The following is a 21,988-nucleotide window of genomic DNA, read 5'->3' as shown; positions in this document are numbered from 1 at the left end:
TGATCATCTGCATGCGAGGAAAGGTTCGACGCGCAATATGGCACAGCCCCGCGACAAAAAAAGATCGGATACCGCCGGAATCAGCGATGTCACCGGGAACTTCCAGTTGAAACCCGGCTCGATCTGCCGCGTATTTAGAAAAGACCTTTTTGTTGAGCCGTTTGTGGAGAAGAGTGGCGCTGGAGCGGCACGCGCTACGCACGCACGGCGAATGACTGGCTCGACAATTTCGATTGCCATCGCGACGAGATCGAACGCATCCTGCGTCTGGTCCATGGACGCAACTCCGCATATGGATGCGGTGCTGGCGCCGGTTCTTTCTGCGACCGCAGGCTTGTTTGTCTATGCGAATGGAAGCGAATAGTGGCGTGAGCCACTATCGAATGGCTGCTGTTAACTAAACGTATGCCGGTTCCATCCGATTCACGTTCGCGTGAGCCTCGAAAGCCTTTGTGAGTTCAATACGATAGGCCGTGTGGCAATGCGCCGCCTCGATATGTATTGCGCCGCAGCACCGCGGTTTTTATTCTAGGCTATCAAAGAAGTTCGATAAATCCGGCTACGCGCATGAAGACCACAGAGGTCCGGCGTATCCGTTGATGCATGTTCGAATTCGCAACTTGGGATATCAAAGTAAATGACGATGTTGAACGCACGCTCTGCAGGCTTCGCGCTTCTGCTGGCGGGACTCGCGCCCGTGCTCGCAGGATGCAACGAACCCAAGGACGCGGTGGCGTCTGCGCCGCCTCAGGTGAGCGAGCCTGAAGTCAGCATCATTTCCGTCACGCAACAGCGACGTGCGCTGGTTCGCGAATTGCCCGGACGTATTGCGCCGACGCGCGTTGCCGATGTGCGTTCGCGTGTGTCGGGTATTATCATCGAGCGCGCGTTTCATCAGGGCACCGAGGTGAAGGCGGGCGACACGCTGTATCGCATCGATCCGAAGCCGTTCGAGGTGGAATTGCAGTCCGCAAAGGCGTCGCTTCACAAGGCGGAAGCTGCCTATGATCTCGCGTCGATGCAGGCCAAGCGCGTGTCGGGTCTTGCACTGCAGAAAGCAGTCTCCGAAGCGGAAGCCGAGAAAGCAGTCGGTGCGCAGCGTCAGGCTGAAGCCGAGATTGCATCCAAGAAAGCCGACGTCGCGCGTGCGCGCCTCAATCTGGACTATGCAACCATCCGCGCGCCGATCGACGGCATTGTCGGAGCCGCTCTGGTGACCGAAGGTGCGCTGCTTGCGCAGAACGACAATACGAATCTCGCCACCATTCAGCAGCTCGATCCGATCTATGCCGATTTCACGCAGTCGGTGTCCGAATTGAATAACTTGCGCCGCTCTTTCGAGACCGGCGATCTCGAGCGGATCGCGCCTGGCGCGGCCAAGGTGAGACTGATGCTTGACGACGGCACGCTCTATTCGCTGCCGGGCAAGCTGCTGTTCTCCGAAGCCAAGGTCGACACCTTCACGGGTCAGGTAACGCTGCGCGGCGAATTTCCGAACCCGAAGCGTGAGCTGTTACCGGGCATGTATGTCCGCGTGCAGATTGAGCAGGGCATCGACACCGATGCCATTGCGGTTCCGCAGCAGGCAGTGCAGCGCAATGGTGGCGGCGGAGCTGAAGTATTCGTTGTCAAGGATGACGGTCATGTTGCGGTCCAGATGGTACGAACAGGTGCCGTGCAGGATGGTCAGTGGTTCGTGACCGAAGGCCTGAAGGGCGGCGAGCGCGTCGTGGTCGAGGGCTTCCAGAAATTCGCTGCTGGCGACAAGGTCAAGGCGACCGCCTGGACTGACGCGAATGCCACTGCGGGCCTTCCGCCCGAGGGGCAGAAAACCACTCAAGCGCGTCCCTGAGTAAATCGACATGGCTAGTTTTTTCATCGACAGGCCGATTTTTGCCTGGGTCGTCGCGCTTTTCATTTGTCTTTTCGGCGCCATTGCGATTCCGCAGCTGCCGATTGCGCAGTATCCGATCATCGCGCCGCCGTCGATTTCGATCTCGACCAGCTATCCGGGCGCGTCGCCGGAGAATCTCTACAACAGCGTGACGCGGCTGATTGAAGAGGAACTCAACGGCGCTGCGGGCATCCTGAACTTCGAATCGACGAGCGACTCGCTGGGCGCCGTCGAGATCATCGCGAACTTCCAGCCCGGTACCGATACCAGCCAGGCGTCAGTCGAAGTGCAGAACCGCCTGAAGCGCGTGGAAGCGCGTCTGCCGCGTGCTGTGATCCAGCAGGGTATCCTGGTCGAGGAAGCCTCTGCCGCGGTGCTGAACATCATCACGCTGCGCTCCACCGATAACAGCCTGGATGAAGTCGGCCTCGGCGACTTCATGATCCGCAACATCCTTGGTGAAATTCGTCGTATTCCCGGCGTCGGCCGTGCCTCGCTTTATTCCACCGAGCGCTCGCTGCGCGTCTGGGTCGATCCCGCCAAGCTGGTTGGCTACAATCTGACCTCCGACGACGTCAACAAGGCCATCACCGCACAGAACGCCCAGGTTGCCTCCGGCAGCGTCGGTGCCGAGCCCTCGACAGCGACCACCAAGACGTCGTCACTGGTGCTCGTCAAAGGCCAGCTCTCCACGCCGGAAGAATTCGGCGCCATCGTGCTACGCGCCAATTCCGATGGCTCGACCGTGCGGCTCCGCGACGTCGCCCGTATCGAGATCGGCGGCCTCAGCTACCAATTTACCACGCGCCTGAACGGCCAGCCGACGGCCGGCCTGTCGGTGCTGATGTCCCCGAAGGGCAACGCGCTGGCGACGGCCTCGGCTATCGAAGCCAAGATGAAGGAGCTGTCGAACTTCTTCCCTGCCAACATCGCTTACGACATTCCGTACAACGTCACGCCGGTGGTCAAAGCATCGATTATGAAGGTGGTGATGACGCTGATCGAGGCGGTTGTCCTCGTCTTCATCGTGATGTTCATCTTCTTGCAGAATTTCCGCTACACGCTGATCCCGACCATCGTCGTGCCCATCGCGCTGCTCGGCACCTGCACGATGCTGTTGTTGGCCGGCTATTCGATCAACATGCTGACCATGTTCGGCATGGTGCTGGCTGTCGGCATCCTCGTCGACGATGCCATCGTCGTGGTCGAGAACGTCGAGCGCATTATGAGCGAGGAGGGGCTTCCGCCGAAGGAAGCCACCAAGAAGGCGATGGGCCAGATCTCTGGCGCCATCATCGGTGTCACGCTGGTGATGATCGGCGTGTTCGTGCCGATGGCGTTCTTCCCCGGCTCAGTGGGCATCATCTACCGCCAGTTCTCGGTCACCATGGTCGCCTCGATTGCGTTCTCCGCGCTGCTGGCGCTGTCGCTGACGCCGGCGCTTTGCGCAACCTTCCTAAAGCCGATCAAGGAAGGACACGGCCATGCCAAGAAGGGCGTGTTCGGCTGGTTCAACCGCAAGCTCGACGCTACCCGCGACGGCTATTCGAGGACGGTGGGCTGGTCGATTCAGCGCACCGGACGCTTGCTGATCGTCTATGTCGCGCTGCTCGTCGGACTGACCTGGGGCTTCATGCGGATGCCCGGCGGCTTTCTGCCGATCGACGATCAGGGCTTCATCACCACTGACGTGCAGACGCCGTCGGACTCCTCGTTCGCTCGCACCGAGGGCGCCATCGAGAAGGTCGAGGCATATCTGAAGAAGCGTTCCGGCATCGAGAGCGTCGTGTTCCTCACCGGCTTCAGCTTCCTCGGACAGGGTATGAACACCGCGCAGGCCTTTATCACCCTGAAGGACTGGGCTGAACGCCCGCCCGGCGATTCCGCCGCGGCGCTTGTCAACGATATCAATCGGGAATTGTCGTCGATCCGCGACGCCAAGATCTCCGCTTTGCAGCCGCCGCCGATCGATAACCTCGGCAACTCTTCAGGCTTCAGCTTCCGCCTCCAGGACCGCGGCCAGAAGGGGTTCGTCGCGCTTAATGCTGCATCCGACAAGCTGATTGCAGACGCCAATGCCAGCCCGGTGTTGCAGAAGGTGTTCGTCGAAGGTCTGCCACCAGCGCCATTGGTCAATCTGATGATCGACCGCGAAAAGGCAGGCGCCTTCGGCGTCACCTTCGAGGATATCAACAGCACGATCTCGACCAATCTCGGTTCGAACTACATCAACGACTTCCCGAACCGCGGCCGTATGCAGCGCGTCGTGGTGCAGTCCGAGGCCGCCAACCGGATGAACGCCGCCGACATTCTGAACTACAATGTCAAGAATAGCCGCGGGCAGCTGGTGCCGTTCTCGTCCTTTGCCACTGTGGAATGGGCGAAGGGTCCGACCCAGATTGCCGGCTTCAACTTCTATCCGGCGGTGCGAATCTCCGGCGAGGCACGGCCCGGTTTCACCTCGGGCGACGCCATCAAGGAGATGGAGCGTCTGGCTGGCCTGTTGCCGCGCGGTTTCGGCTTCGAGTGGACCGGCCAGTCGCTGCAGGAGAAGCTGTCCGGCTCGCAGGCGCCGTTCCTGCTCGCGCTGTCAGCGCTGGTGGTGTTCCTGGTGCTCGCAGCGCTTTATGAGAGCTGGACGATCCCGGTGGCCGTGCTGATGACGGTGCCGCTCGGCATCGTTGGCGCCGTGCTGGCGGCGAATTTGCGGGGCCTGCCGAACGACGTGTATTTCACGGTGGGTCTGATTACGATCATCGGTCTCGCGGCCAAGAACGCGATTCTGATTATCGAATTCGCCAAGGACCTGCGCGCGCAGGGCAAGTCGCTGGTGGATGCCACGATGGAAGCGTGCTTCCTGCGGTTCCGGCCGATCGTGATGACCGGTCTCGCCTTTATCTGCGGTGTGTTGCCAATGGTCGTTGCATCGGGCGCCGGCGGTGCCAGCCAGCAGGCGCTAGGTACATCGGTCACCGGCGGCATGATCGCGGTGGTGATCCTGGCGCTGCTGATGGTGCCGGTGTTCTTCGTGTCGGTGCAGAGGCTGTTCTCGCCGGACAAGGCGCCGAAGACGGAAGAGGCAAAGCAGGAGCCGAGCGCATCGCCGTCCGTGTCGCACAGCTAAGGCAATCATACAAAAAGCCCGAATGGCGCAACGCCATCCGGGCTTTTTGTATTCGAGCGATCAATCTTACTTCGTCAGCGGCCGCAGGATCTTCGTTAGAGCGCCGTGGACGAACTCGTTGCCGGCAACGATGTTGCCGGTCGTCAGCACATCACCGCCATTGATATCGCCAACAGTACCGCCGGCTTCCTTGATCAGGATCAGGCCGGCAGCGATGTCCCAAGGCTGCAGGTTGCGCTCCCAATAGCCATCGAGGCGACCGGCTGCCACGAAAGCCAGATCGAGCGAGGCCGCGCCGAAGCGGCGCAGGCCCGCGACCTTTGGCTGCAACGCGGCCATTTCGTTGCGTGACAATTCGAAGTCGCCGCGGCCGATATGCGGCAGGCCGCAGGCGATGACGCATTCGTTGAGTTGCTTGCGGCCGGCGACGCGCAGGCGGGTGTCGTTGAGGAACGCGCCCGAGCCCTTCTCGGCCATATAGAGTTCGTCATTGGCCGGATTGTAGATCAGGCCGGCAATCACCTGACCTTCGCGCGCCAGACCGATCGAGACTGCGAATTGCGGGATGCCGTGCAGGAAGTTGGTGGTGCCATCGAGCGGATCGACAATCCAGGTGTGGCTCTTGTCGGTGCCGTCACGGTTGCCACCCTCCTCACCGAGGAAGCCATAGCCCGGGCGGGCCTTGTTGAGGTCCGTATAGAGCATCTCCTCGGCCCGCTTGTCGGCGAGGCTGACGAAATTGGCGGGGCCCTTCATCGAGACCTGCAGGTTCTCGATCTCGCCGAGGTCGCGCTTCAGGCTACGGCCGGCGCGGCGCGCGGCTTTCACCATCACGTTCATAAGGGCTGAATTGATCATGCGTTCGTCTCACGACGACCTGACGGCAGGTCTGATTGGGGGTTGCTGAGGCGATGGGTGCCCTGCGGGCGGCATCTCGTCAAGGCAAGATCGCTACAGGGGTCATTTCTGGGTCGTGCCCAGCCACTTCTTGGCGGCTTCCTGGGCCTTGGTCTTTTCCTCGGGGGTGGCTTGGGCCAGAAGCTCGTCGAGCATCAGGTCCCCCTTTCCGGCGGTTTTGGCGACGATGTGCCATTTCAGACCTTCCAGCCGGTCGTCTGTATTGGTGCGGAGCGCCAGCACCCGGGCGAGGCGGTTCTGGGCGATCGGGCTGTTCTGTTTGGAGGCCTTGCGAAGCAGGGCGATGGCCGCAGCCTCGTTCTTGGGGGTTCCCGTGCCGTTATAGAGCGCAATGGCATATTCGACCTCGGCGTCGACATTGTCGGCCAAGGATGCCGCCTGGAGCAGACGGACCGCCTTGTCGATGCTTTTCTCGACCCCGGTCCCTTCCTTGTAGAACGTCGCCAGCGCGTATTGCGCTTCGGGGTTACCGGCATCGGCGGCGACGCGGAGCAATTCGGCCGAACGCTTGACGTCCTGCGGCAGCGTCTGTCCGTCGAGATAGAGCAGCGCCAGATTGTAGGCGGCCTTCGGATTACCGAGCTTGGCGGAGGATGCCAGCAGCTTCACGGCCTCATCGCGTTTGCCGACATTGCCGCGATCCGACAGTCGCAGCATCGCCAGTGCGAACATGGCCTCGCGGTCGCCGCGTTCCGACGCGCGCTGATACCATTCTGCAGCTTTCGCATAGTCGCGTTTTACCCCCAGTGCATTGGCGTAGAGTTCGCCAAGCATGGTCATCGCCTTCGGATCGTTGTTCTCCTGCGCGCGTTTGCTCGCGAGGTCGAAAGCGGTCTTGTACTGACCGCGTTGATAGGCGCCATAGACCAGGTCGGCATTGGGGTCGGTTGGTGCGGCTTCTGCAGGCTGCGCGGGCTTTTCAGCAGGCGGCGTAGGAGCTTTCTTCGCTGCTGTTGGCGCTTTCGCCGGTGCCGGCGCCTTTTTTGGAGCTGCCTTGCTTGCAGCCGGTGGTGGCGTTTGCACCCCCGGCGGTGTCAGCGAAATCTGCGCGGTCGCGCTGGCTGCCCAGGTCAGGCAGCCGGCAATTACAGTGAGGGAACGCAGAATTTTCATTCCGGCGTTATTCCTGTTCGACCTTGGACTGCCCCGAGACGAGCGTCGCGTATCCCTGCTGGATTGCCTTCTCTGCGTCCATCAAGGCTGCAGCAGCACCGCGCGCGTCGTTCCAGATGACGTCGCCGACCAGCACGAAGTCAGCGCCGGCAGCTGCGAATTCCCTGGCCTCATCGAGCGTTGTGGCAAAGCCTACGCAAGGCGGTTCGAACAATTCGGCCCACCACTGAAGGCGCTCGACAATGGCGTCAGCCGATGGGCGCTGGCCGTTCGGGTCGGGTTCGCCGAATAGCACGTAATCGGCACCGGCCTCGCCCGCTGCCATCGCATTATGGCGCGTCGACAATCCGCCGCAGCCTGCAATGCGATCAGGCTTCAGCGAGGGGAGTGCATCCTGCAGGGGAGCGAGACCGGGCAGATGCGCGCCATCGGCGCCGCCGCGTGCGACGAGCTCGACATTGCCTTCGACCAGCATCGCGGCGCCGTTGGTCTGGATGACAGGCGCCAGCGCCTTGATGCGCGTGATCATGGTGCGCTGGTCGGTCGTCGCCAGTCGCACCAGGACGGCAGCGACATCTGCTCTCTCAAGAAGAGCAGGTAGGTTCGCCGCCAGCACTGACGGATCCTCGACGACGGGCGTCGCGAGATAGAGGCGCGGCATCGGCGGTGGCGGGACGGGTTTGGAAGCCAAGATTATAGTGCCTTCTGTTCTTGATCAGTCGTCCACTCGCCCTTGCTGGCGAGTGAATTCATGTGTGCACGATGGGTGAAGGCCTGCTGACCGGCGGGCACATTGTTGGCTTTGCCGGACCATGCCCTTTGCGGCGCTGCCTGGAGCGCGCGGCCATAGGAGAATGTCAGTGGCCAGGGCAGGCTGCCGATCCTGTTCATGGCGTCGAGATGCGCGGTCGCATCTTCGTCAGATTGGCCGCCGGAGAGGAATGCGATGCCGGGCACCGATGCGGGCACGCAGTTCTTCAGCATGCGCACGGTCTTCTCGGCCACTTCAGCCACACCAGCCTGCGTCTTCGACTTCTTGCCAGAGACGGCCATGTTCGGCTTCAGGATCATGCCTTCCAGCGCGACCCGCTGGACCCGCAATTCCTGGAACGTCTTGTTGAGTACGCGCTGCGTCACCTCAACGCAGCGGTCGATGTCGTGATCGCCGTCCATCAGCACTTCGGGCTCGACGATCGGGACGATCTGAGCTGCTTGGCATAGTGCTGCATAGCGAGCGAGCGCGTGCGCGTTGACGGAGATTGCGGTCATCGAGGGAATCCCGGCACCGATATCGATCACCGCGCGCCACTTTGCGAAGCGCGCGCCGCGCGCGTAATATTTGGCAAGACGCTCGGCGAGCTTGTCGAGGCCCGCTGTGACGAGCTCACCGGGACAGTTCGGCAAGGCCTGCGTGCCCTCATCGACCTTGATGCCGGGAATGGCGCCGGCTTCCTCGATAAGCCGCACCAGCGGCGTGCCATCCTTGGCGTTTTGCCAGATGGTCTCGTCGTAGAGGATCACGCCGGAAATGTAGCTGCTCATCGCCTCGCGCGAGCGAAACAGCATTTCACGGTAATCGCGGCGGTTGTCCTCGGTCGACTCGACGCTGATCGCATCGAAGCGCTTCTTGATCGTGCCTGACGATTCATCTGCGGCAAGCAAGCCCTTGCCCGGCGCGGTCATGGCGCGGGCGATTTTGTTGAGTTCGGCGAGATTCATGGGCATGTCCTGAGCGGGCTAGTCCTGCAGGTCAATCTAGACCGTTCTCGGGCAAAATCCGAGCATCTGGCTGGCCAATGAGCCCGTCCGCATCCGATTCCGGCAAAAATTCAGCCTGCCATAGGCTGTATGGCAGGCTGAAACACAGTCAATTGGCAGTTTGGGCTCAGGCGATCTTCGCGTTCAGCTCGCCCGATGCGTAACGCTTGGCCATTTCGGCCGTGGTCAGCACCTTTTTGATCTTGCTGGCCTGGCCGGCGGTATTGAATTCCTGCAGGCGCTGCTTGCAGAGCTTGACCATCGCTTCCATCGCCGGCTTCAGATATTTGCGCGGGTCGAATTCGCTGGGGTTCTCGCTCAGCACCTTGCGGATCTGGCCGGTCATGGCCATCCGGTTGTCGGTGTCGATGTTGATCTTGCGCACGCCGTGCTTGATGCCGCGCTGGATTTCCGACACCGGGACGCCCCAGGTCGGCTTCATCTGGCCGCCGAACTTGTTGATGATATCCTGCAGGTCCTGCGGGACCGAGGATGAGCCGTGCATCACCAGATGGGTGTTCGGCAGCTTGCGGTGGATTTCCTCGATCACGTTCATGGCGAGAATATCGCCGTCCGGCTTGCGGGTGAACTTGTAGGCGCCGTGCGAAGTGCCCATGGCAATCGCCAGCGCGTCGACCTGAGTTTCTTTGACGAACTTCACGGCCTCATCGGGATTGGTCAGCAACTGGTCATGGCTGAGTTGGCCTTCGGCGCCATGGCCGTCTTCGGCCTCGCCCATGCCGCTCTCCAGCGAGCCGAGCACGCCGAGTTCGCCTTCCACTGATATGCCGCCGAGATGCGCCATATCAGTGACGGTCTTGGTCACGCCGACATTGTAGTCCCAGTCCGCCGCCGTCTTGCCGTCCGCTTTCAGCGAACCGTCCATCATCACCGAGGTGAATCCGGCCTGGATTGCGGTCATGCAGGTTGCAGCTTCGTTGCCGTGATCGAGATGCACGCAGACGGGAATGTGCGGATAGATTTCGGTGACCGCGTCCATCATGTGCTTGAGCATGATGTCGTTGGCGTAGGAGCGGGCGCCGCGCGAGGCCTGGATGATGACCGGTGCATCGACACCCGATGCGGCTTCCATGATCGCCAGCGCCTGTTCCATATTGTTGATATTGAAGGCCGGCACTCCGTAATCGTGTTCTGCCGCGTGATCGAGCAGTTGACGCAACGTAATACGGGCCATGCAGGAAGCTCCTTGTAAATTGGGACAGGCGCAAACGCCGCGCCGAGGGATATATGGCTCTTAGCGCGAGGAGACGGCGAATCCAAGACGCCATCAGTCGCGCATACAGCCAACGTTAATCGCCACGATGGCCCAGCGTTCCAGCTAATGGAATTCCCAACGCGTTAGTATTTCCGAACGTCAGTGCTCGCTGGCGTCCTGCAAAGCGATCTGCTGCTCTACGGCTGCAAGCCGCTCTTCGAAATCACCGGCTGCTGAACGCATCATGACCAGCATCGCAGCGCCATCACGGCGTTGTTTGCGCACTAATGTCTCGACGCGCTCCAGACGGCTATCGACTTGCTCGAAACGTTTATCGGCCGCCCCGCGAAACGCAGCAACATCACCCTGAATTTTCTTCAGGATCTCGAACATTGCTGTTTGCACATTCTCGCTCATGGAAAGAACATACCATAAACATTGCGGCACCCACAAGTCTTGCGGGCAAAAATGTACCGCTGCTACTTCTTCAACACTTCCACACCCGGCAGCGGCTTGCCTTCCATCCATTCGAGGAAAGCGCCGCCGGCGGTCGAGATGTAGGAGAAGTCATCGGCGACGCCGGCGTGATTGAGCGCGGCCACCGTGTCGCCGCCGCCGGCGACTGAAATCAGCTTCTTCGCCTTGGTGCGCGCCGCTGCGTGTTTGGCGCCGGCAACCGTGCCGCGGTCGAACGGTGTCATTTCAAATGCGCCGACCGGGCCATTCCAGACCAGCGTGGCGGCATCGTCGATCGCTGCGTTGATGCGTTCGATCGACTGCGGACCGACATCGAGGATCATGCCCTCATCTGGGATCGCATCGAGGCCGTAGGCGTGAGACGGCGTATTGGCGGCGAAGTGGAATGCGACGATGGCGTCCACCGGCAGGATGATGGCGCAGCCGGAGGCTTCAGCTTTGTCGATGATCCGCAGCGCGGTGGCGGCGAGATCTTTCTCGCACAGCGACTTGCCGACCTTGACACCCTGCGCATGCAGGAAGGTGTTGGCCATGCCGCCGCCGATCACGAGCGCATCGACCTTGGTGACGAGATTTTCGAGGAGATCGATCTTCGACGACACCTTGGCGCCGCCGACGATGGCGATCACCGGCTTGGTCGGCGCGTCCAGCGCCTTGCCGAGGGCGTCCAACTCGGCCTGCATGGTGCGGCCGGCATAAGCGGGCAGCTTGTGGCCGAGGCCTTCCGTGGAGGCGTGGGCGCGATGTGCAGCCGAGAATGCATCGTTGACCCAGATATCGCCAAGCTTGGCGAGTTCGGCGACGAAAGCCGGATCGTTCTTCTCCTCAGCGGAATGGAAGCGCGTGTTCTCAAGGCAGAGAATGTCGCCGTCCTTCATGGCGCCAACGGCCTTGGCTGCGACGTCGCCAACGCAGTCGTCGGCAAAGGCGACCGGCTTCTTGATCACATCGGCAAGTGCCGCAGCCACGGGCTTCAGTGAGTTCTTGTCGTCGCGGCCCTTGGGGCGGCCGAAATGCGCGAGCAGGATGACCTTGCCGCCCTTGTCCGAAATTTCGGTGATGGTTGGCGCGATGCGTTCAAGCCGCGTTGCGTCGGTAACCTTGCCACTGTCCATGGGGACATTGAGATCGACGCGCACGAGAACGTGCTTGGACTTCACATCGACGTCGTCGAGGGTGCGAAATGTTGCCATGCGAGATTGGGCCGTTCTTGAAGTTTAAGGTTGCTCGCCCGGATAGCTCGGCGGTGTACTTTCAGGGTCGGTATTCACCGTCGCGCCTTGGCGGAGCGCAAAAACGATAAAGGCAACGAAAAGGACGCCGACTGGAATAACAATCCACCACGGAAGTGCCATTCCAGTCTCCTGTTCGTTGCCAAGTATATTTTAGAGCAGCTTGCCCATCGCGACGGCGGTGTCGGCCATGCGGTTGGAGAAGCCCCACTCGTTGTCGTACCAGGAGAGTACCCGCACCAGCGTGCCGTTCTGCACCTTGGTCTGGTCGAAGGCGAAGGTCGACGAATGCGGATCGTGATTGAAGTCGATCGACACGTTCGGATGCGAAGTGGTGCCAAGCACGCCCTTCAGCTCGCCGGCCGCAGCCTTCTTGATCGCTTCGTTGATCTCTTCTTTTGTGGTGCTCCTTTTGGCGATGATCTTGAGATCGACCACGGAGACGTTCGGGGTCGGTACGCGGATCGAAACGCCGTCGAGCTTGCCGGCCAGTTCGGGCATCACGAGGCCGATGGCCTTCGCGGCGCCGGTCGAGGTCGGAATCATCGACATCGCAGCGGCGCGGCCGCGATAGAGATCGCTATGCAGCGTGTCCAGCGTGGGCTGGTCGCCGGTGTAAGCGTGGATCGTGGTCATGAAGCCGGTTTCGATGCCGACGGTCTCGTTCAGCACCTTGGCGACAGGCGCCAGGCAGTTGGTGGTGCACGAACCGTTGGAAACGACCAGATGCTCCTTGGTCAGGGTCTTGTGGTTGACGCCGTAGACGATCGTGGCATCAGCACCATCGGACGGAGCCGAAACCAGCACGCGCTTGGCGCCTGCGGTCAGATGCGACGTCGCCTTCGCCTTGGCGCTGAAGATACCGGTGCATTCGAGCGCGATATCGATGCCGAGATCCTTCCACGGCAACGTGTTCGGATCGCGCACCGCAGTGACCTTGATCTTGTTACCATTGCCAAGCTGGATGCTGTCGCCGTCGACGGTGACTTCGCCGGGGAAGCGGCCATGCACGCTGTCGAAGCGCAGCAGGTGGGCGTTGGTTTCAACCGGCCCCAGATCGTTGATGGCGACGACTTCGATGTCGGTGCGCTTGGACTCGTAGATCGCCCGCAGGACGTTGCGGCCGATGCGGCCAAAACCGTTGATCGAAACCCGGACTGCCATTCAACTTCTCCCTTTTATTAGGCTCAAACCTCGCGTGAGGGCCTTCATATAGTGACGTGTGACGGGCGTTTCATGCCCTGAATGGAACGCTGGTGCAATGTGTCAAATTTACCAGCGTTCCGATAGAGTTAAGCCGCGTTGTGCTTGCAGGTTGCAGCCTCGACCACGGCCTCGGCCGTGATGCCGAACAGCTTGTAAAGCTCCTTGGCCGGCGCGCTCGAGCCGAAGCCCTTCATGCCGATGAAGGTGCCATCGTGTCCGATCACGGCATCCCAGCCGAACCGGACCGCGGCTTCGACGGCGATCTTGATCGGCGCGTCGCCAATGATCGCCTTCTGGCGCTCTTCAGGCTGCTCCAGCAGTAGTTCGAGCGAGGGGACCGATACGACCCGCGTCGCGATGCCCTTGTCGGCCAGTTGCTTCTGCGCAGCGACTGCGATCTCGACTTCAGAACCCGAGGCGAAGATCGACACGGCGGCTTTGCCCTTGGCCGCGATCAACTCATAGCCGCCAGCGGCGCAGAGATTGTCGTCGTGATGGGTGGTGCGCACCGGCGTCAGGTTCTGGCGCGACAGGGCCAGCATGGTTGGGCCGTTGGTCTTCTCCATGGCGAGCTGCCAGCATTCGGCTGTCTCGACCGTGTCCGCGGGGCGGAACACGCGCATGTTCGGCATCGCGCGCATCGCGGCCAGATGCTCCACCGGCTGATGGGTCGGGCCGTCTTCGCCGAGACCGATCGAGTCATGGGTCATGATGTAGATGACCGGGATCTGCGCCAGCGCCGAGATGCGCATCGCCGGTCGCGCATAGTCGGTGAAGCACATGAAGGTCGCGCCGGCCGGGATGAAGCCGCCATGCAGCGCGATGCCGTTCATGGCTGCGGCCATGCCCATTTCGCGAATGCCGTAGTGAATGTAGCGACCCTTGAATTCGCCGGGCTTCACTTCGATGGCGCCCTTGGTGCGGGTGTTGTTCGATGGCGTGAGATCGGCCGAACCGATCACCATTTCCGGCACGACCTGCACCAGCGCTTCGAGCGCGAGTTCGCTCGCCTTGCGGGTCGCGACGGTCTGCGGCTCGGCGATCAGCTTCTTCTTCAGCGTGAGGATCGCGTCCGCCATGGCTGTCGGTCGAACGTGATCGTTGCGGCGGGTGAATTCGCTGCGCTTGTCGTCAGGAAGGGCATCGAAACGCTTCTGCCAGTCCGCATGCGCCGATGCGCCCTGCTTGCCGACGTTGCGCCAGGCCTGCAGGATATCATCGGGCACCTCGAACGGGCCGTAATTCCAGTCCAGTGCCTTCTTGGCGCCTGCGAGTTCTTCCGCGCCGAGCGGTTCGCCGTGGGCCTTCGAGGTACCGGCGCGGGTTGGTGCGCCAAAGCCAATCTTGGTCTTGCAGGCGATCATCGATGGGCGGTCGGACGCCTGCGCTTGCTTGATCGCAGCGGCGATGGCGACCTGGTCGTGGCCATCGACATGCACGGCATTCCAGCCATGGGCCTTGAAGCGTGCGACCTGATCGACGCTGTCGGCAAGCGACAGCGGACCGTCGATGGAAATGCCGTTGTCGTCATAGAGGAAGATCAGCTTCGACAGCTTGAGATGACCGGCCATGGCCAGAGCTTCGTGGCTGACACCTTCCATCAGGTCACCATCGGAGCACAGCACGTAAGTGTAGTGATCGACGATATCGCCGTATTCGGCGGCCAGCATGCGCTCGGCGAGTGCGAAGCCAACGGAGGTGGCGATGCCCTGACCGAGCGGACCCGTGGTGGTCTCGACGCCTGAGGTGTGGAAATTCTCGGGATGACCTGGAGTTTTGGAATGCAGCTGGCGGAAGTTCTTCAGCTGGTCGAGCGTCATCTCCTTGTTGCCCGTCAGATAGAGCAGGGCATAGAGCAGCATCGAGCCGTGACCGGCCGAGAGGATGAAGCGATCGCGATCCGGCCACTTCGGATCGGCTGCGTCAAATTTAAGGAACTGTGTGAACAGCACGGTGGCGACGTCGGCGGCGCCCATCGGCAGCCCAGGGTGACCGGATTTGGCCTTTTCCACGCCGTCCATGGCGAGGGCACGAATCGCGTTGGCCATTTTCGAGTGATCAACCTGCGCCATGTCGGTTTCCGTCTAAATTGAAGGGAATGGAATATTCTGCGTCCGCGAGAGGGGCGGTCTGCAGCGAGATGTTGGGATCGCTTAGGAGAAACTGGTGGATAGCATCTGGGTTCCTGGGAGTCCAAGGTCTCCCGGACAGTTCTGGTCTGTGGATATCTACCGGCGGTTTTTGTCGGCTTTGCGGTGCATAGCTTTTAAGCTTTGTTGCGTCTGGCTCGCTTGCAACCTAAGTTTCAGGGCCTAAAGGCTTGCGGAGCCGTGGTTTTTGAGCTCCGGTCGCATCACACCCAAGGTCCGCGTAACCCAGTATGATCGAACGCCCCGCCCATCTCACAGCCTCCGATCCCGCCAATGGCGCTGCGGCCGAGATCGACGCTGCCACGCGGCGGTTGATGGCGGCGCTGGATGCTCTGGAAAGTGCGGTCGAGCGCCGTCGTGAGGCGGATCGCGACGAGGATGAGCTGGCCACCCGCATTCAGGCGCTTGGCGCCGACCGGTCCCGGCTGGCGGATGAGCTTGATGGCACGCTGGTGAAATCGCGCCGGCTGGAGCGTGCTAACCGCGAGATCGCCGACAAGCTCGACACCGCCATTGGCACCATCCGTGCGGTGCTGGCGACTGACAATGCGCATGAGTAAAGCGAGATGAGCCACGTCAACGTTACAATCAATGGCCGGCAATATCGCATGGCCTGCGAGGAGGGGCAGGAGACCCGCCTGCTGCGGCTGGCGGAAAGTCTTGAATCCCGCGTCGAAAACCTGCGCGGCAAATTCGGTGAGATCGGCGATGCGCGGTTGACGGTGATGGCGGCGCTGACCATTGCCGACGAACTGGTCGATGCCAATCAGCAGATCCGTGCCCTGCAGGAAGAACTCGCCGCATTGCGCGATGTGCGCGTTGTCGCCGCGGATCGCGCACGGGCGACGCAGACGGCGGTTGCCGCGGCCCTGAATGCTGCGGCAGAGCGGATCGAGAAGACCACGCAGGTGCTCAACCGCACCATCGGCGGCGGTGTTGCTATTGGATAACGCAGGCTTTGATGCCAAGCGGGCACTGGCGCATCCGTCTCATAACCCCTACATTGCTCGGGCGAGGCTGCGTCGCGCGTCAGGAGCCATATATCCCCGGGGCCTTATCGATCCTTCAGGGAACTGTCCCTGACCAGGTCCGTGGACCTGGTCACATGGTGCCCACCTACTTTCGTAGGTGCTCCGGGATCGAGTGCTTCAACGGCCATCGTGGCTTCGCACTTTCACTTTCTTGATGGGGGCGGCCCTTTGCGTGGCGTTTGCCGTGCAATCTTGGCCTCGCTCGCCAAAGATGATCGCGAAGACCGGTCCTGCGCTTCCGCAGGCTTTGCGGACAGCATATCGTACGGCATGTCCGACAAGCCGCCCCCTCCGACAAAGATTGAGCTCCGCATCGCCGCGCTGGCACGCCGCACGGCGCTGAGCGAGGCCGAACGGTCGGCAGCCGCGCAAGCCATCGCAGCGCGTGGGCTGCCTTTCCCTGTCAGGGCCGGTAGCATCGTCGCCGGCTATTCTCCCATCCGCAGCGAGATCGATCCGATCCCTCTGATGCAGCATCTCGCCGCCCAGGGTGCGCGACTGGCGCTGCCGGTGATCATCGCCCGTGATGAGCCCCTGATGTTCCGGCTCTGGAGCCCAAGCGATGCGCTGGTGCGCGGTTCACTGGGCATTCCGGAACCAGCACCGGAAGCGCCACCACTGATTCCCGATATCCTGCTGGTACCACTCGCGGCATTCGACCACGCCGGCCACCGCATTGGCTATGGCGCGGGGCATTACGATCGCACCTTCGCGCAACTGCACGCCATCAAGCCATTTATCGCCGTGGGCGTGGCCTTCGACACCCAGGAAATCGAGGCCATTCCCATGCAACCACACGACGTGGCGCTGGATTATGTGCTAACCGAAACCCGGACGATCGATTTTCGGAGCATCTGACTTGCGTATTCTCTTCATCGGCGACGTGGTCGGCAAAACCGGCCGCGTGGTGATCCTCGAAAAACTGCCGGGCCTGATCCGCGACTGGAAGCTCGATCTTGTCATCATCAATGGCGAGAACGCCGCCGGCGGCTTCGGTATCACCGAGACGATCTATAATGATCTTGTCGACGCTGGCGCCGATGCGGTGACGCTCGGCAATCACGCCTGGAATCAGAAAGAGGCGCTGGTCTTCATCGAACGCGCGCCGCGTCTGATCCGTCCGTTGAATTTCCCGCGCCACACCCCCGGCCGCGGTTCTGCGCTGATTGACGCCAAGAACGGTGCGCGTGCGCTGGTGATCAACGCCATGGGCCGCGTCTTCATGGAGCCGCTCAACGATCCGTTCAGCGCTGTCGGCAAGGAAATCGATGCCTGTCCGCTGGTGGAAGCCGCGGACGCCATCGTGGTGGATTTCCATGGCGAAGCCTCGAGCGAAAAGCAGGGCATGGGTTACTTCTGCGATGGCCGCGTGAGCCTCGTCGTCGGCACGCATACGCATGTGCCGACCGCCGATCATCAAATCCTCGCAGGCGGCACCGCCTACATGACCGATGCCGGCATGACCGGCGACTATGATTCCGTGATTGGCATGCAGAAGGAAGAGCCTGTCAGGCGCTTCACGACCGGCATTCCCTCCGGCCGTTTCGAGCCCGCCTTCGGCCCGGCGACTTTGTCGGGCGTTGCGGTCGAAACCGATGACAAGACCGGCCTCGCATCACGCATCGCGCCGGTGCGACTCGGTGGCCGCTTGTCGCAGGCCGTGCCCGAGTTCTGGCTGAACTAGTTCGGCCTACTGCTCCGTCTGTTTGCGCAGATCCGCGACATCGCTTGCCGTGATCTGCGATCCCTTGCTGCCGAAGCGCGCGGTCACGTAATTCGCGACAGCCGCGATCTCCGTATCTGAATGGCTCTTGCCGAAAGCTGGCATCGAGAGTGCGCCTTGCGGCGTATGCCGCTTGGTGCCGGAGATCACGATCTGCGCCACGTTCGTCGCGCCGGGATCGTTAACGGCCCACGCGCCAGTTAGCGTAGCCATGGGCGAGAGTGCGCTCTCGCCTGTCCAGCCATGGCAGCTCACGCAGGCGCCCTGGAAGACCGTCTTGCCAAGCGCGTTCGCTGTCATGCCGTCCCTGTGCGAGGGCGGTGCGGGTGGCGCGAGTTTCGCGGGCAGATCAGGCGAGGGCATCGCCGGCACTGTGCGCAGGAATGCGACCATCGCCTTGATATCCGTCGGCGCCATCTTGCTGAAACTGTGATCCACGGCTTCGCCCATCGGCCCCGAAGCGGTGCCGTGACCTTTGGCATGTCCGATCGACAGATAGGAAACGACATCGTCGTCGCTCCAGCTGCCAAGGCCTGTCGTCTTGTCCGAGGTGATATTGAAGGCCCGCCATCCGGCGGTCAGGGCGCCAGCGAACTTCTTGCGGTTGTCGAGCGCGAAGCCGAGATTGCGCGGCGTGTGGCATTCGCCGCAATGTGCCAGCGCTTCGACGAGATAGGCGCCCCTGTTCCATTCCGGGCTTTGCGACGTATCGGGTTCGAAGCGCGTGTCGGGATTGAACAATGCCGACCAGAACGTCATTGCCCAGCGCTGATTGAACGGAAAGGCAAGCGTATTCTCAGGCGGTGCTGCGCGCACCGGTGCGAGGCTGAACAGATAGGCCTTGACCGCGAGCGTGTCCGCATCGGTCATGTAAGTGTAGGACGTATAGGGCATCGCGGGATAGAGCCGGGCGCCGTCGTGGCGCTTGCCGCTTCGAACGGCGTCGAGAAACTGCTGATCGGTGTAGTTGCCGATGCCTGTCTCTTTGTCCGGTGTGATGTTGGTCGAGTAAAGCGTGCCGAACGGCAGCTTGAATGCGAAGCCGCCGGCATATTCCTTGCCCCCGGGCGCAGTGTGGCAGACCATGCAATCCGCCTCACGCGCAAGATATTCGCCGCGCTCGATCAGGCTGGCGTTGGCCATGTTGGCGGGAACGCCCGTGGGATTGGGACCCTTGTAATCGGCCAGCGCCACCTTCGGGCCGCCCGAGAAGGCCATCGGTCCGGGACCGCGAACATAGAGCGCGGCGCCGGCTGCAGCCACGACACCGATCACAATGACGCTGCCGAGAATGCGACGTGCGGCGGGCGTCATGACTTCTTCCTTTCGGCGATCGCATCGCGGTCGATCGGCATCCTCCGCAGCGCAACGCCAGTCGCAGCATAAATTGCATTGCGCAATGCCGGCGGTCCGCCGATCACGCCGCACTCGCCTATGCCGCCGGGCGCTTCGCCGCTCTTGATGAGGTGGACATTGATTTTCGGCATCTGGTCGATCCGAAGCATGCGGTAGTCATGGAAATTGGACTGCTGCACGCGCCCCTTCTCGATGGTGATGTCGCCATATAGCGCGGCGGTGAGGCCGAACACGATGCCGCCTTCGATCTGCGCCACGATGGTGTCGGGATTGACAGCGATGCCGGTGTCGACCGCCACGTTGACCTGACGCAGACGGATCTCGCCCTGAGAATCCACCTCCGCTTCGACCACAGTCGCGATCGAAGTATCGAAGGTGGGCTGGATGCTCACGCCGCGTCCGACGCGCGCTGGCAGCGGCTGACCCCAGTTGGCCTTCTCCGCCGCGAGATTGAGGGCCGCCAGCATCCGTGGTGCCTTGCCGAGCAATTCACGCCGGAACACGACGGGATCCTTGCCGGCCTTGCGAGCGAGCTCATCCATGAAGCTCTCGATCGCGAACACGTTATTGTTCGGGCCGACGCCGCGCCAGAAGCCGGTCGGCACCGCCGGTGGTTCGACACGGACATATTCACACTGGAAATGCGGGAAGTCGTAGGGCTGGTCCGCGGCACTATCGATGGCGTCGATGTCAATGCCCTTCTGGAACGCAGGCGGTAGCCAACGCGCGATCACGGCCGAGCCTGCGATCTTGTACTTGAAGCCGACCGCTTTGCCGTTGGACAGTGTCGCCGAAATGTTGTCGCGATAGACGGGGCGATAAATGTCGTGCTGGATGTCCTCTTCGCGGGTCCACACCACCTTGACCGGTCCATTGACCTGTTTGGCGATGCGCACCGCCGCCACGACCATGTCGGGCTCAAGCCTGCGGCCGAAGCCGCCGCCAATCATGTGCTGATTTACTGTGACCTTGTCGATCGGCAGGCCCGCGGCCTTGGCGGCTTCGGATTGCACCCGCGACATGATCTGCGTGCCCGTCCAGACCTCGCAGGAATCACCCTTGAAGTGCACCGTGCAATTCAAGGGCTCCATGGTCGCGTGCGCAAGGAACGGCATCTCGTAGGACGCGTCGATCCGTTCGCCGGTGGCGAGACCCTTGGCGATGTCGCCGACCGATTTGGCGATCACGCCGTCCGTCTCGCTGGCCGCGCGCAAATGCGTCCAGATGTCCTTCGAACTGATCTTGGCGTTGGGACCTTCATCCCAGGTGATATCGAGCGCTTCGAGCCCGGACCTGGCGGCCCACATGTGATCGCCGACCACGGCCACGAGGTCGTCGAGCACCACGATCTGCCGCACGCCCGGAATCTTCTTTGCCGCGCGGTCATCGACCTTGGCGACTTTGCCGCCGAACACCGGGCATTGTGCCAGCGTCGCGAATGTCATGCCCGGCACCATCGCGTCGATACCGTAGATCGTCTTGCCGTTGACCTTGTCCGGTGTGTCGAAGCGCTTCAGCGGCTTGCCGATCACCGAGAAGTCTTTTGGCTCCTTGAGCGCGACCTCCTTCGGCGGTGTGAGTTTGCCGGCGGCGTCGCACAACTTGCCATAGGACAGTTTGCGCCCGCTGGCCGTATGCATCACTTGCCCATTCGACGCCGTGCAGCTCGCAGGTTCGACCTGCCACTGTTCGGCTGCGGCTTGCACCAGCATCGCACGCGCGGTTGCACCGGCATTGCGCAGCGGTTTCCAGAATGCGCGCACCGAAGTCGATCCGCCGGTCGCCTGGATGATGAAAATTGGATTGCCGTAAAGCTTGTCGCTGGGCGGCGCATGTTCCAGCGTGATCTGCGCATAGTCGGCGTCGAGCTCTTCGGCGAGGATCATGGCGATGGCGGTATAGATGCCTTGCCCCATCTCGACTTGCGGCATCACCAGTGTCGTCTTGCCGGTGGTGTCGATGCGGATGAAGGCGTTGGGGGCGAATTTGCCCTCCGTCGTATCGGGAGGTTGCGTCGGCTCATTGGCCGCGCGGACCGGAAGCTGGAAGGCGAACATAAAGCCACCGGCAAAGGCGCCAGCGAGCAGATTGCGCCGTGACAGGCCAGAAGGCTTGTTTGCAGGACTGGTCGCAACAAGCATGTTGTCTGCAAGTTTCATGGCCGACTCCTAGGTTTGCCGTTCGGAGGCAGCATGCTTGATGGCTTCACGCACCCGGACATAGGTGCCGCAGCGACAGATATTTCCGGCCATGGCGGCATCGATGTCAGAATCGTCAGGGGTTGGCGTAGAAGCGAGGAGCGCCGCCGCTGACATGATCTGCCCGGACTGGCAGTAACCGCATTGAATGACTTCGAGGTCGAGCCAGGCTTTCTGCACCTTGGCGCCGACCGGTGTGGTGCCGACGCCTTCGATTGTGGTGATGGCGCGTCCGCTCACCGCACTGACCGGCAGCATACAGGAGCGCACGGCCTTGCCGTCGACATGCACGGTGCATGCTCCGCATAGCGCTACGCCGCAGCCGAATTTCGTGCCGGTCATGCCGAGAATGTCGCGCAGCACCCAGAGCAGAGGCATGTCGTCTGGTGCGTCGAAGGACTTCTGCTCGCCGTTGATATTGAGATTTGCCACAGTGAGACCCCGTTTTCTCGACTCGATGATGCAATGGCGAATGGTTCGTCATCGACCAACGACGGTACTATAGGCGTACGGTCATCATTTCAAAAGCAGCAATAAGATGCAGCAGGACTATACATTGGTTTGTATGTCGCGCGAGCGTGTCTGTCGGATA

Annotated in this window: 20 protein-coding genes and 1 other RNA gene; 7 read left to right on the top strand and 14 right to left on the bottom strand. The window is 61.6% G+C overall.

Going from position 1 to position 21,988, the window contains the following annotated elements; translation table 11 throughout:
• Positions 1 to 3: 3 nt before the first annotated feature.
• The gene (locus AB8B02_RS00715) at positions 4 to 276 is read right to left on the bottom strand and encodes a hypothetical protein (RefSeq protein WP_439062842.1); all 273 of its coding nucleotides are present in this window, start codon (positions 274 to 276) and stop codon (positions 4 to 6) included.
• Between the two features lie 361 nt (positions 277 to 637).
• Between AB8B02_RS00715 and AB8B02_RS00710 the strand changes: the two genes are divergently transcribed.
• Positions 638 to 1,852, top strand: a complete 1,215-nt coding sequence (locus AB8B02_RS00710; protein WP_089265398.1) for an efflux RND transporter periplasmic adaptor subunit — start codon at positions 638 to 640, stop codon at positions 1,850 to 1,852.
• Between the two features lie 10 nt (positions 1,853 to 1,862).
• Positions 1,863 to 5,018 carry a multidrug efflux RND transporter permease subunit gene (locus AB8B02_RS00705; protein WP_439062841.1) on the top strand — a complete coding sequence of 1,052 codons (3,156 nt, stop codon included), beginning with the start codon at positions 1,863 to 1,865 and terminating at the stop codon, positions 5,016 to 5,018.
• A 66-nt stretch (positions 5,019 to 5,084) separates the two neighbouring features.
• Here AB8B02_RS00705 and AB8B02_RS00700 read toward each other — a convergent pair whose 3' ends face one another.
• The 10 genes from AB8B02_RS00700 to tkt all read right to left on the bottom strand — a co-directional run bounded on the left by AB8B02_RS00700 (position 5,085) and on the right by tkt (position 15,010).
• Positions 5,085 to 5,876, bottom strand: a complete 792-nt coding sequence (locus AB8B02_RS00700; RefSeq protein WP_231079726.1) for an inositol monophosphatase family protein — start codon at positions 5,874 to 5,876, stop codon at positions 5,085 to 5,087.
• A 102-nt stretch (positions 5,877 to 5,978) separates the two neighbouring features.
• Complete coding sequence (locus AB8B02_RS00695; protein WP_175368321.1) at positions 5,979 to 7,049, bottom strand: tetratricopeptide repeat protein; 1,071 nt, start codon at positions 7,047 to 7,049, stop codon at positions 5,979 to 5,981.
• Positions 7,050 to 7,056: 7 nt separating this feature from the next.
• Positions 7,057 to 7,740, bottom strand: a complete 684-nt coding sequence (locus tag AB8B02_RS00690) for a thiamine phosphate synthase (RefSeq protein ID WP_231079728.1) — start codon at positions 7,738 to 7,740, stop codon at positions 7,057 to 7,059.
• A gap of 2 nt (positions 7,741 to 7,742) precedes the next feature.
• Positions 7,743 to 8,768 (bottom strand): class I fructose-bisphosphate aldolase, encoded by a 1,026-nt coding sequence (locus tag AB8B02_RS00685; protein ID WP_231079729.1) that lies wholly within the window; start codon positions 8,766 to 8,768, stop codon positions 7,743 to 7,745.
• A gap of 166 nt (positions 8,769 to 8,934) precedes the next feature.
• Positions 8,935 to 10,002 carry a class II fructose-bisphosphate aldolase gene (fba, locus tag AB8B02_RS00680; protein ID WP_315843266.1) on the bottom strand — a complete coding sequence of 356 codons (1,068 nt, stop codon included), beginning with the start codon at positions 10,000 to 10,002 and terminating at the stop codon, positions 8,935 to 8,937.
• Positions 10,003 to 10,182: 180 nt separating this feature from the next.
• The gene (locus AB8B02_RS00675) at positions 10,183 to 10,440 is read right to left on the bottom strand and encodes a hypothetical protein (RefSeq protein ID WP_439062840.1); all 258 of its coding nucleotides are present in this window, start codon (positions 10,438 to 10,440) and stop codon (positions 10,183 to 10,185) included.
• Positions 10,441 to 10,502: 62 nt separating this feature from the next.
• Positions 10,503 to 11,693 (bottom strand): phosphoglycerate kinase, encoded by a 1,191-nt coding sequence (locus AB8B02_RS00670; RefSeq protein WP_439062839.1) that lies wholly within the window; start codon positions 11,691 to 11,693, stop codon positions 10,503 to 10,505.
• Between the two features lie 24 nt (positions 11,694 to 11,717).
• Complete coding sequence (locus tag AB8B02_RS00665) at positions 11,718 to 11,855, bottom strand: hypothetical protein (protein ID WP_439062838.1); 138 nt, start codon at positions 11,853 to 11,855, stop codon at positions 11,718 to 11,720.
• 30 nt (positions 11,856 to 11,885) lie between these two features.
• Complete coding sequence (gene gap / locus AB8B02_RS00660; protein ID WP_068735164.1) at positions 11,886 to 12,896, bottom strand: type I glyceraldehyde-3-phosphate dehydrogenase; 1,011 nt, start codon at positions 12,894 to 12,896, stop codon at positions 11,886 to 11,888.
• Positions 12,897 to 13,024: 128 nt separating this feature from the next.
• Positions 13,025 to 15,010, bottom strand: a complete 1,986-nt coding sequence (gene tkt / locus AB8B02_RS00655; RefSeq protein WP_439062837.1) for a transketolase — start codon at positions 15,008 to 15,010, stop codon at positions 13,025 to 13,027.
• Between the two features lie 308 nt (positions 15,011 to 15,318).
• Between tkt and AB8B02_RS00650 the strand changes: the two genes are divergently transcribed.
• The 5 genes from AB8B02_RS00650 (at position 15,319) to AB8B02_RS00630 (ending at position 17,803) form a co-directional block, all read left to right on the top strand.
• Entirely contained in the window at positions 15,319 to 15,648 is a 330-nt protein-coding gene (locus tag AB8B02_RS00650) for a DUF4164 domain-containing protein (RefSeq protein ID WP_120291703.1), read from the top strand.
• 6 nt (positions 15,649 to 15,654) lie between these two features.
• The gene (locus tag AB8B02_RS00645; RefSeq protein ID WP_068735170.1) at positions 15,655 to 16,038 is read left to right on the top strand and encodes a cell division protein ZapA; all 384 of its coding nucleotides are present in this window, start codon (positions 15,655 to 15,657) and stop codon (positions 16,036 to 16,038) included.
• Positions 16,039 to 16,099: 61 nt separating this feature from the next.
• Positions 16,100 to 16,259, top strand: a non-coding RNA gene (gene ssrS / locus AB8B02_RS00640) — 6S RNA.
• Positions 16,260 to 16,389: 130 nt separating this feature from the next.
• A complete protein-coding gene (locus AB8B02_RS00635; RefSeq protein WP_439062836.1) occupies positions 16,390 to 16,977 on the top strand; it encodes a 5-formyltetrahydrofolate cyclo-ligase in 588 nt (195 codons plus the stop codon).
• A 1-nt stretch (position 16,978) separates the two neighbouring features.
• Complete coding sequence (locus AB8B02_RS00630; RefSeq protein WP_439062835.1) at positions 16,979 to 17,803, top strand: TIGR00282 family metallophosphoesterase; 825 nt, start codon at positions 16,979 to 16,981, stop codon at positions 17,801 to 17,803.
• A 6-nt stretch (positions 17,804 to 17,809) separates the two neighbouring features.
• Here the strand turns inward: AB8B02_RS00630 and AB8B02_RS00625 are convergent, their stop codons facing one another.
• The 3 genes from AB8B02_RS00625 to AB8B02_RS00615 are packed head-to-tail and all read right to left on the bottom strand — an operon-like array spanning position 17,810 to position 21,828.
• Positions 17,810 to 19,156 (bottom strand): c-type cytochrome, encoded by a 1,347-nt coding sequence (locus tag AB8B02_RS00625; protein ID WP_439062834.1) that lies wholly within the window; start codon positions 19,154 to 19,156, stop codon positions 17,810 to 17,812.
• A complete protein-coding gene (locus AB8B02_RS00620) occupies positions 19,153 to 21,357 on the bottom strand; it encodes a molybdopterin cofactor-binding domain-containing protein (protein WP_439062833.1) in 2,205 nt (734 codons plus the stop codon). The genes AB8B02_RS00625 and AB8B02_RS00620 overlap by 4 nt, the downstream gene beginning before the upstream one ends.
• Before the next feature lie 9 nt (positions 21,358 to 21,366).
• The gene (locus AB8B02_RS00615; RefSeq protein WP_439062832.1) at positions 21,367 to 21,828 is read right to left on the bottom strand and encodes a (2Fe-2S)-binding protein; all 462 of its coding nucleotides are present in this window, start codon (positions 21,826 to 21,828) and stop codon (positions 21,367 to 21,369) included.
• Positions 21,829 to 21,988: the final 160 nt, after the last annotated feature.

This window comes from Tardiphaga sp. 862_B3_N4_1, from assembly GCF_051811085.1.
GTDB lineage: Bacteria > Pseudomonadota > Alphaproteobacteria > Rhizobiales > Xanthobacteraceae > Tardiphaga > Tardiphaga robiniae.
This window is presented reverse-complemented; position numbering and strand designations above follow the sequence as displayed.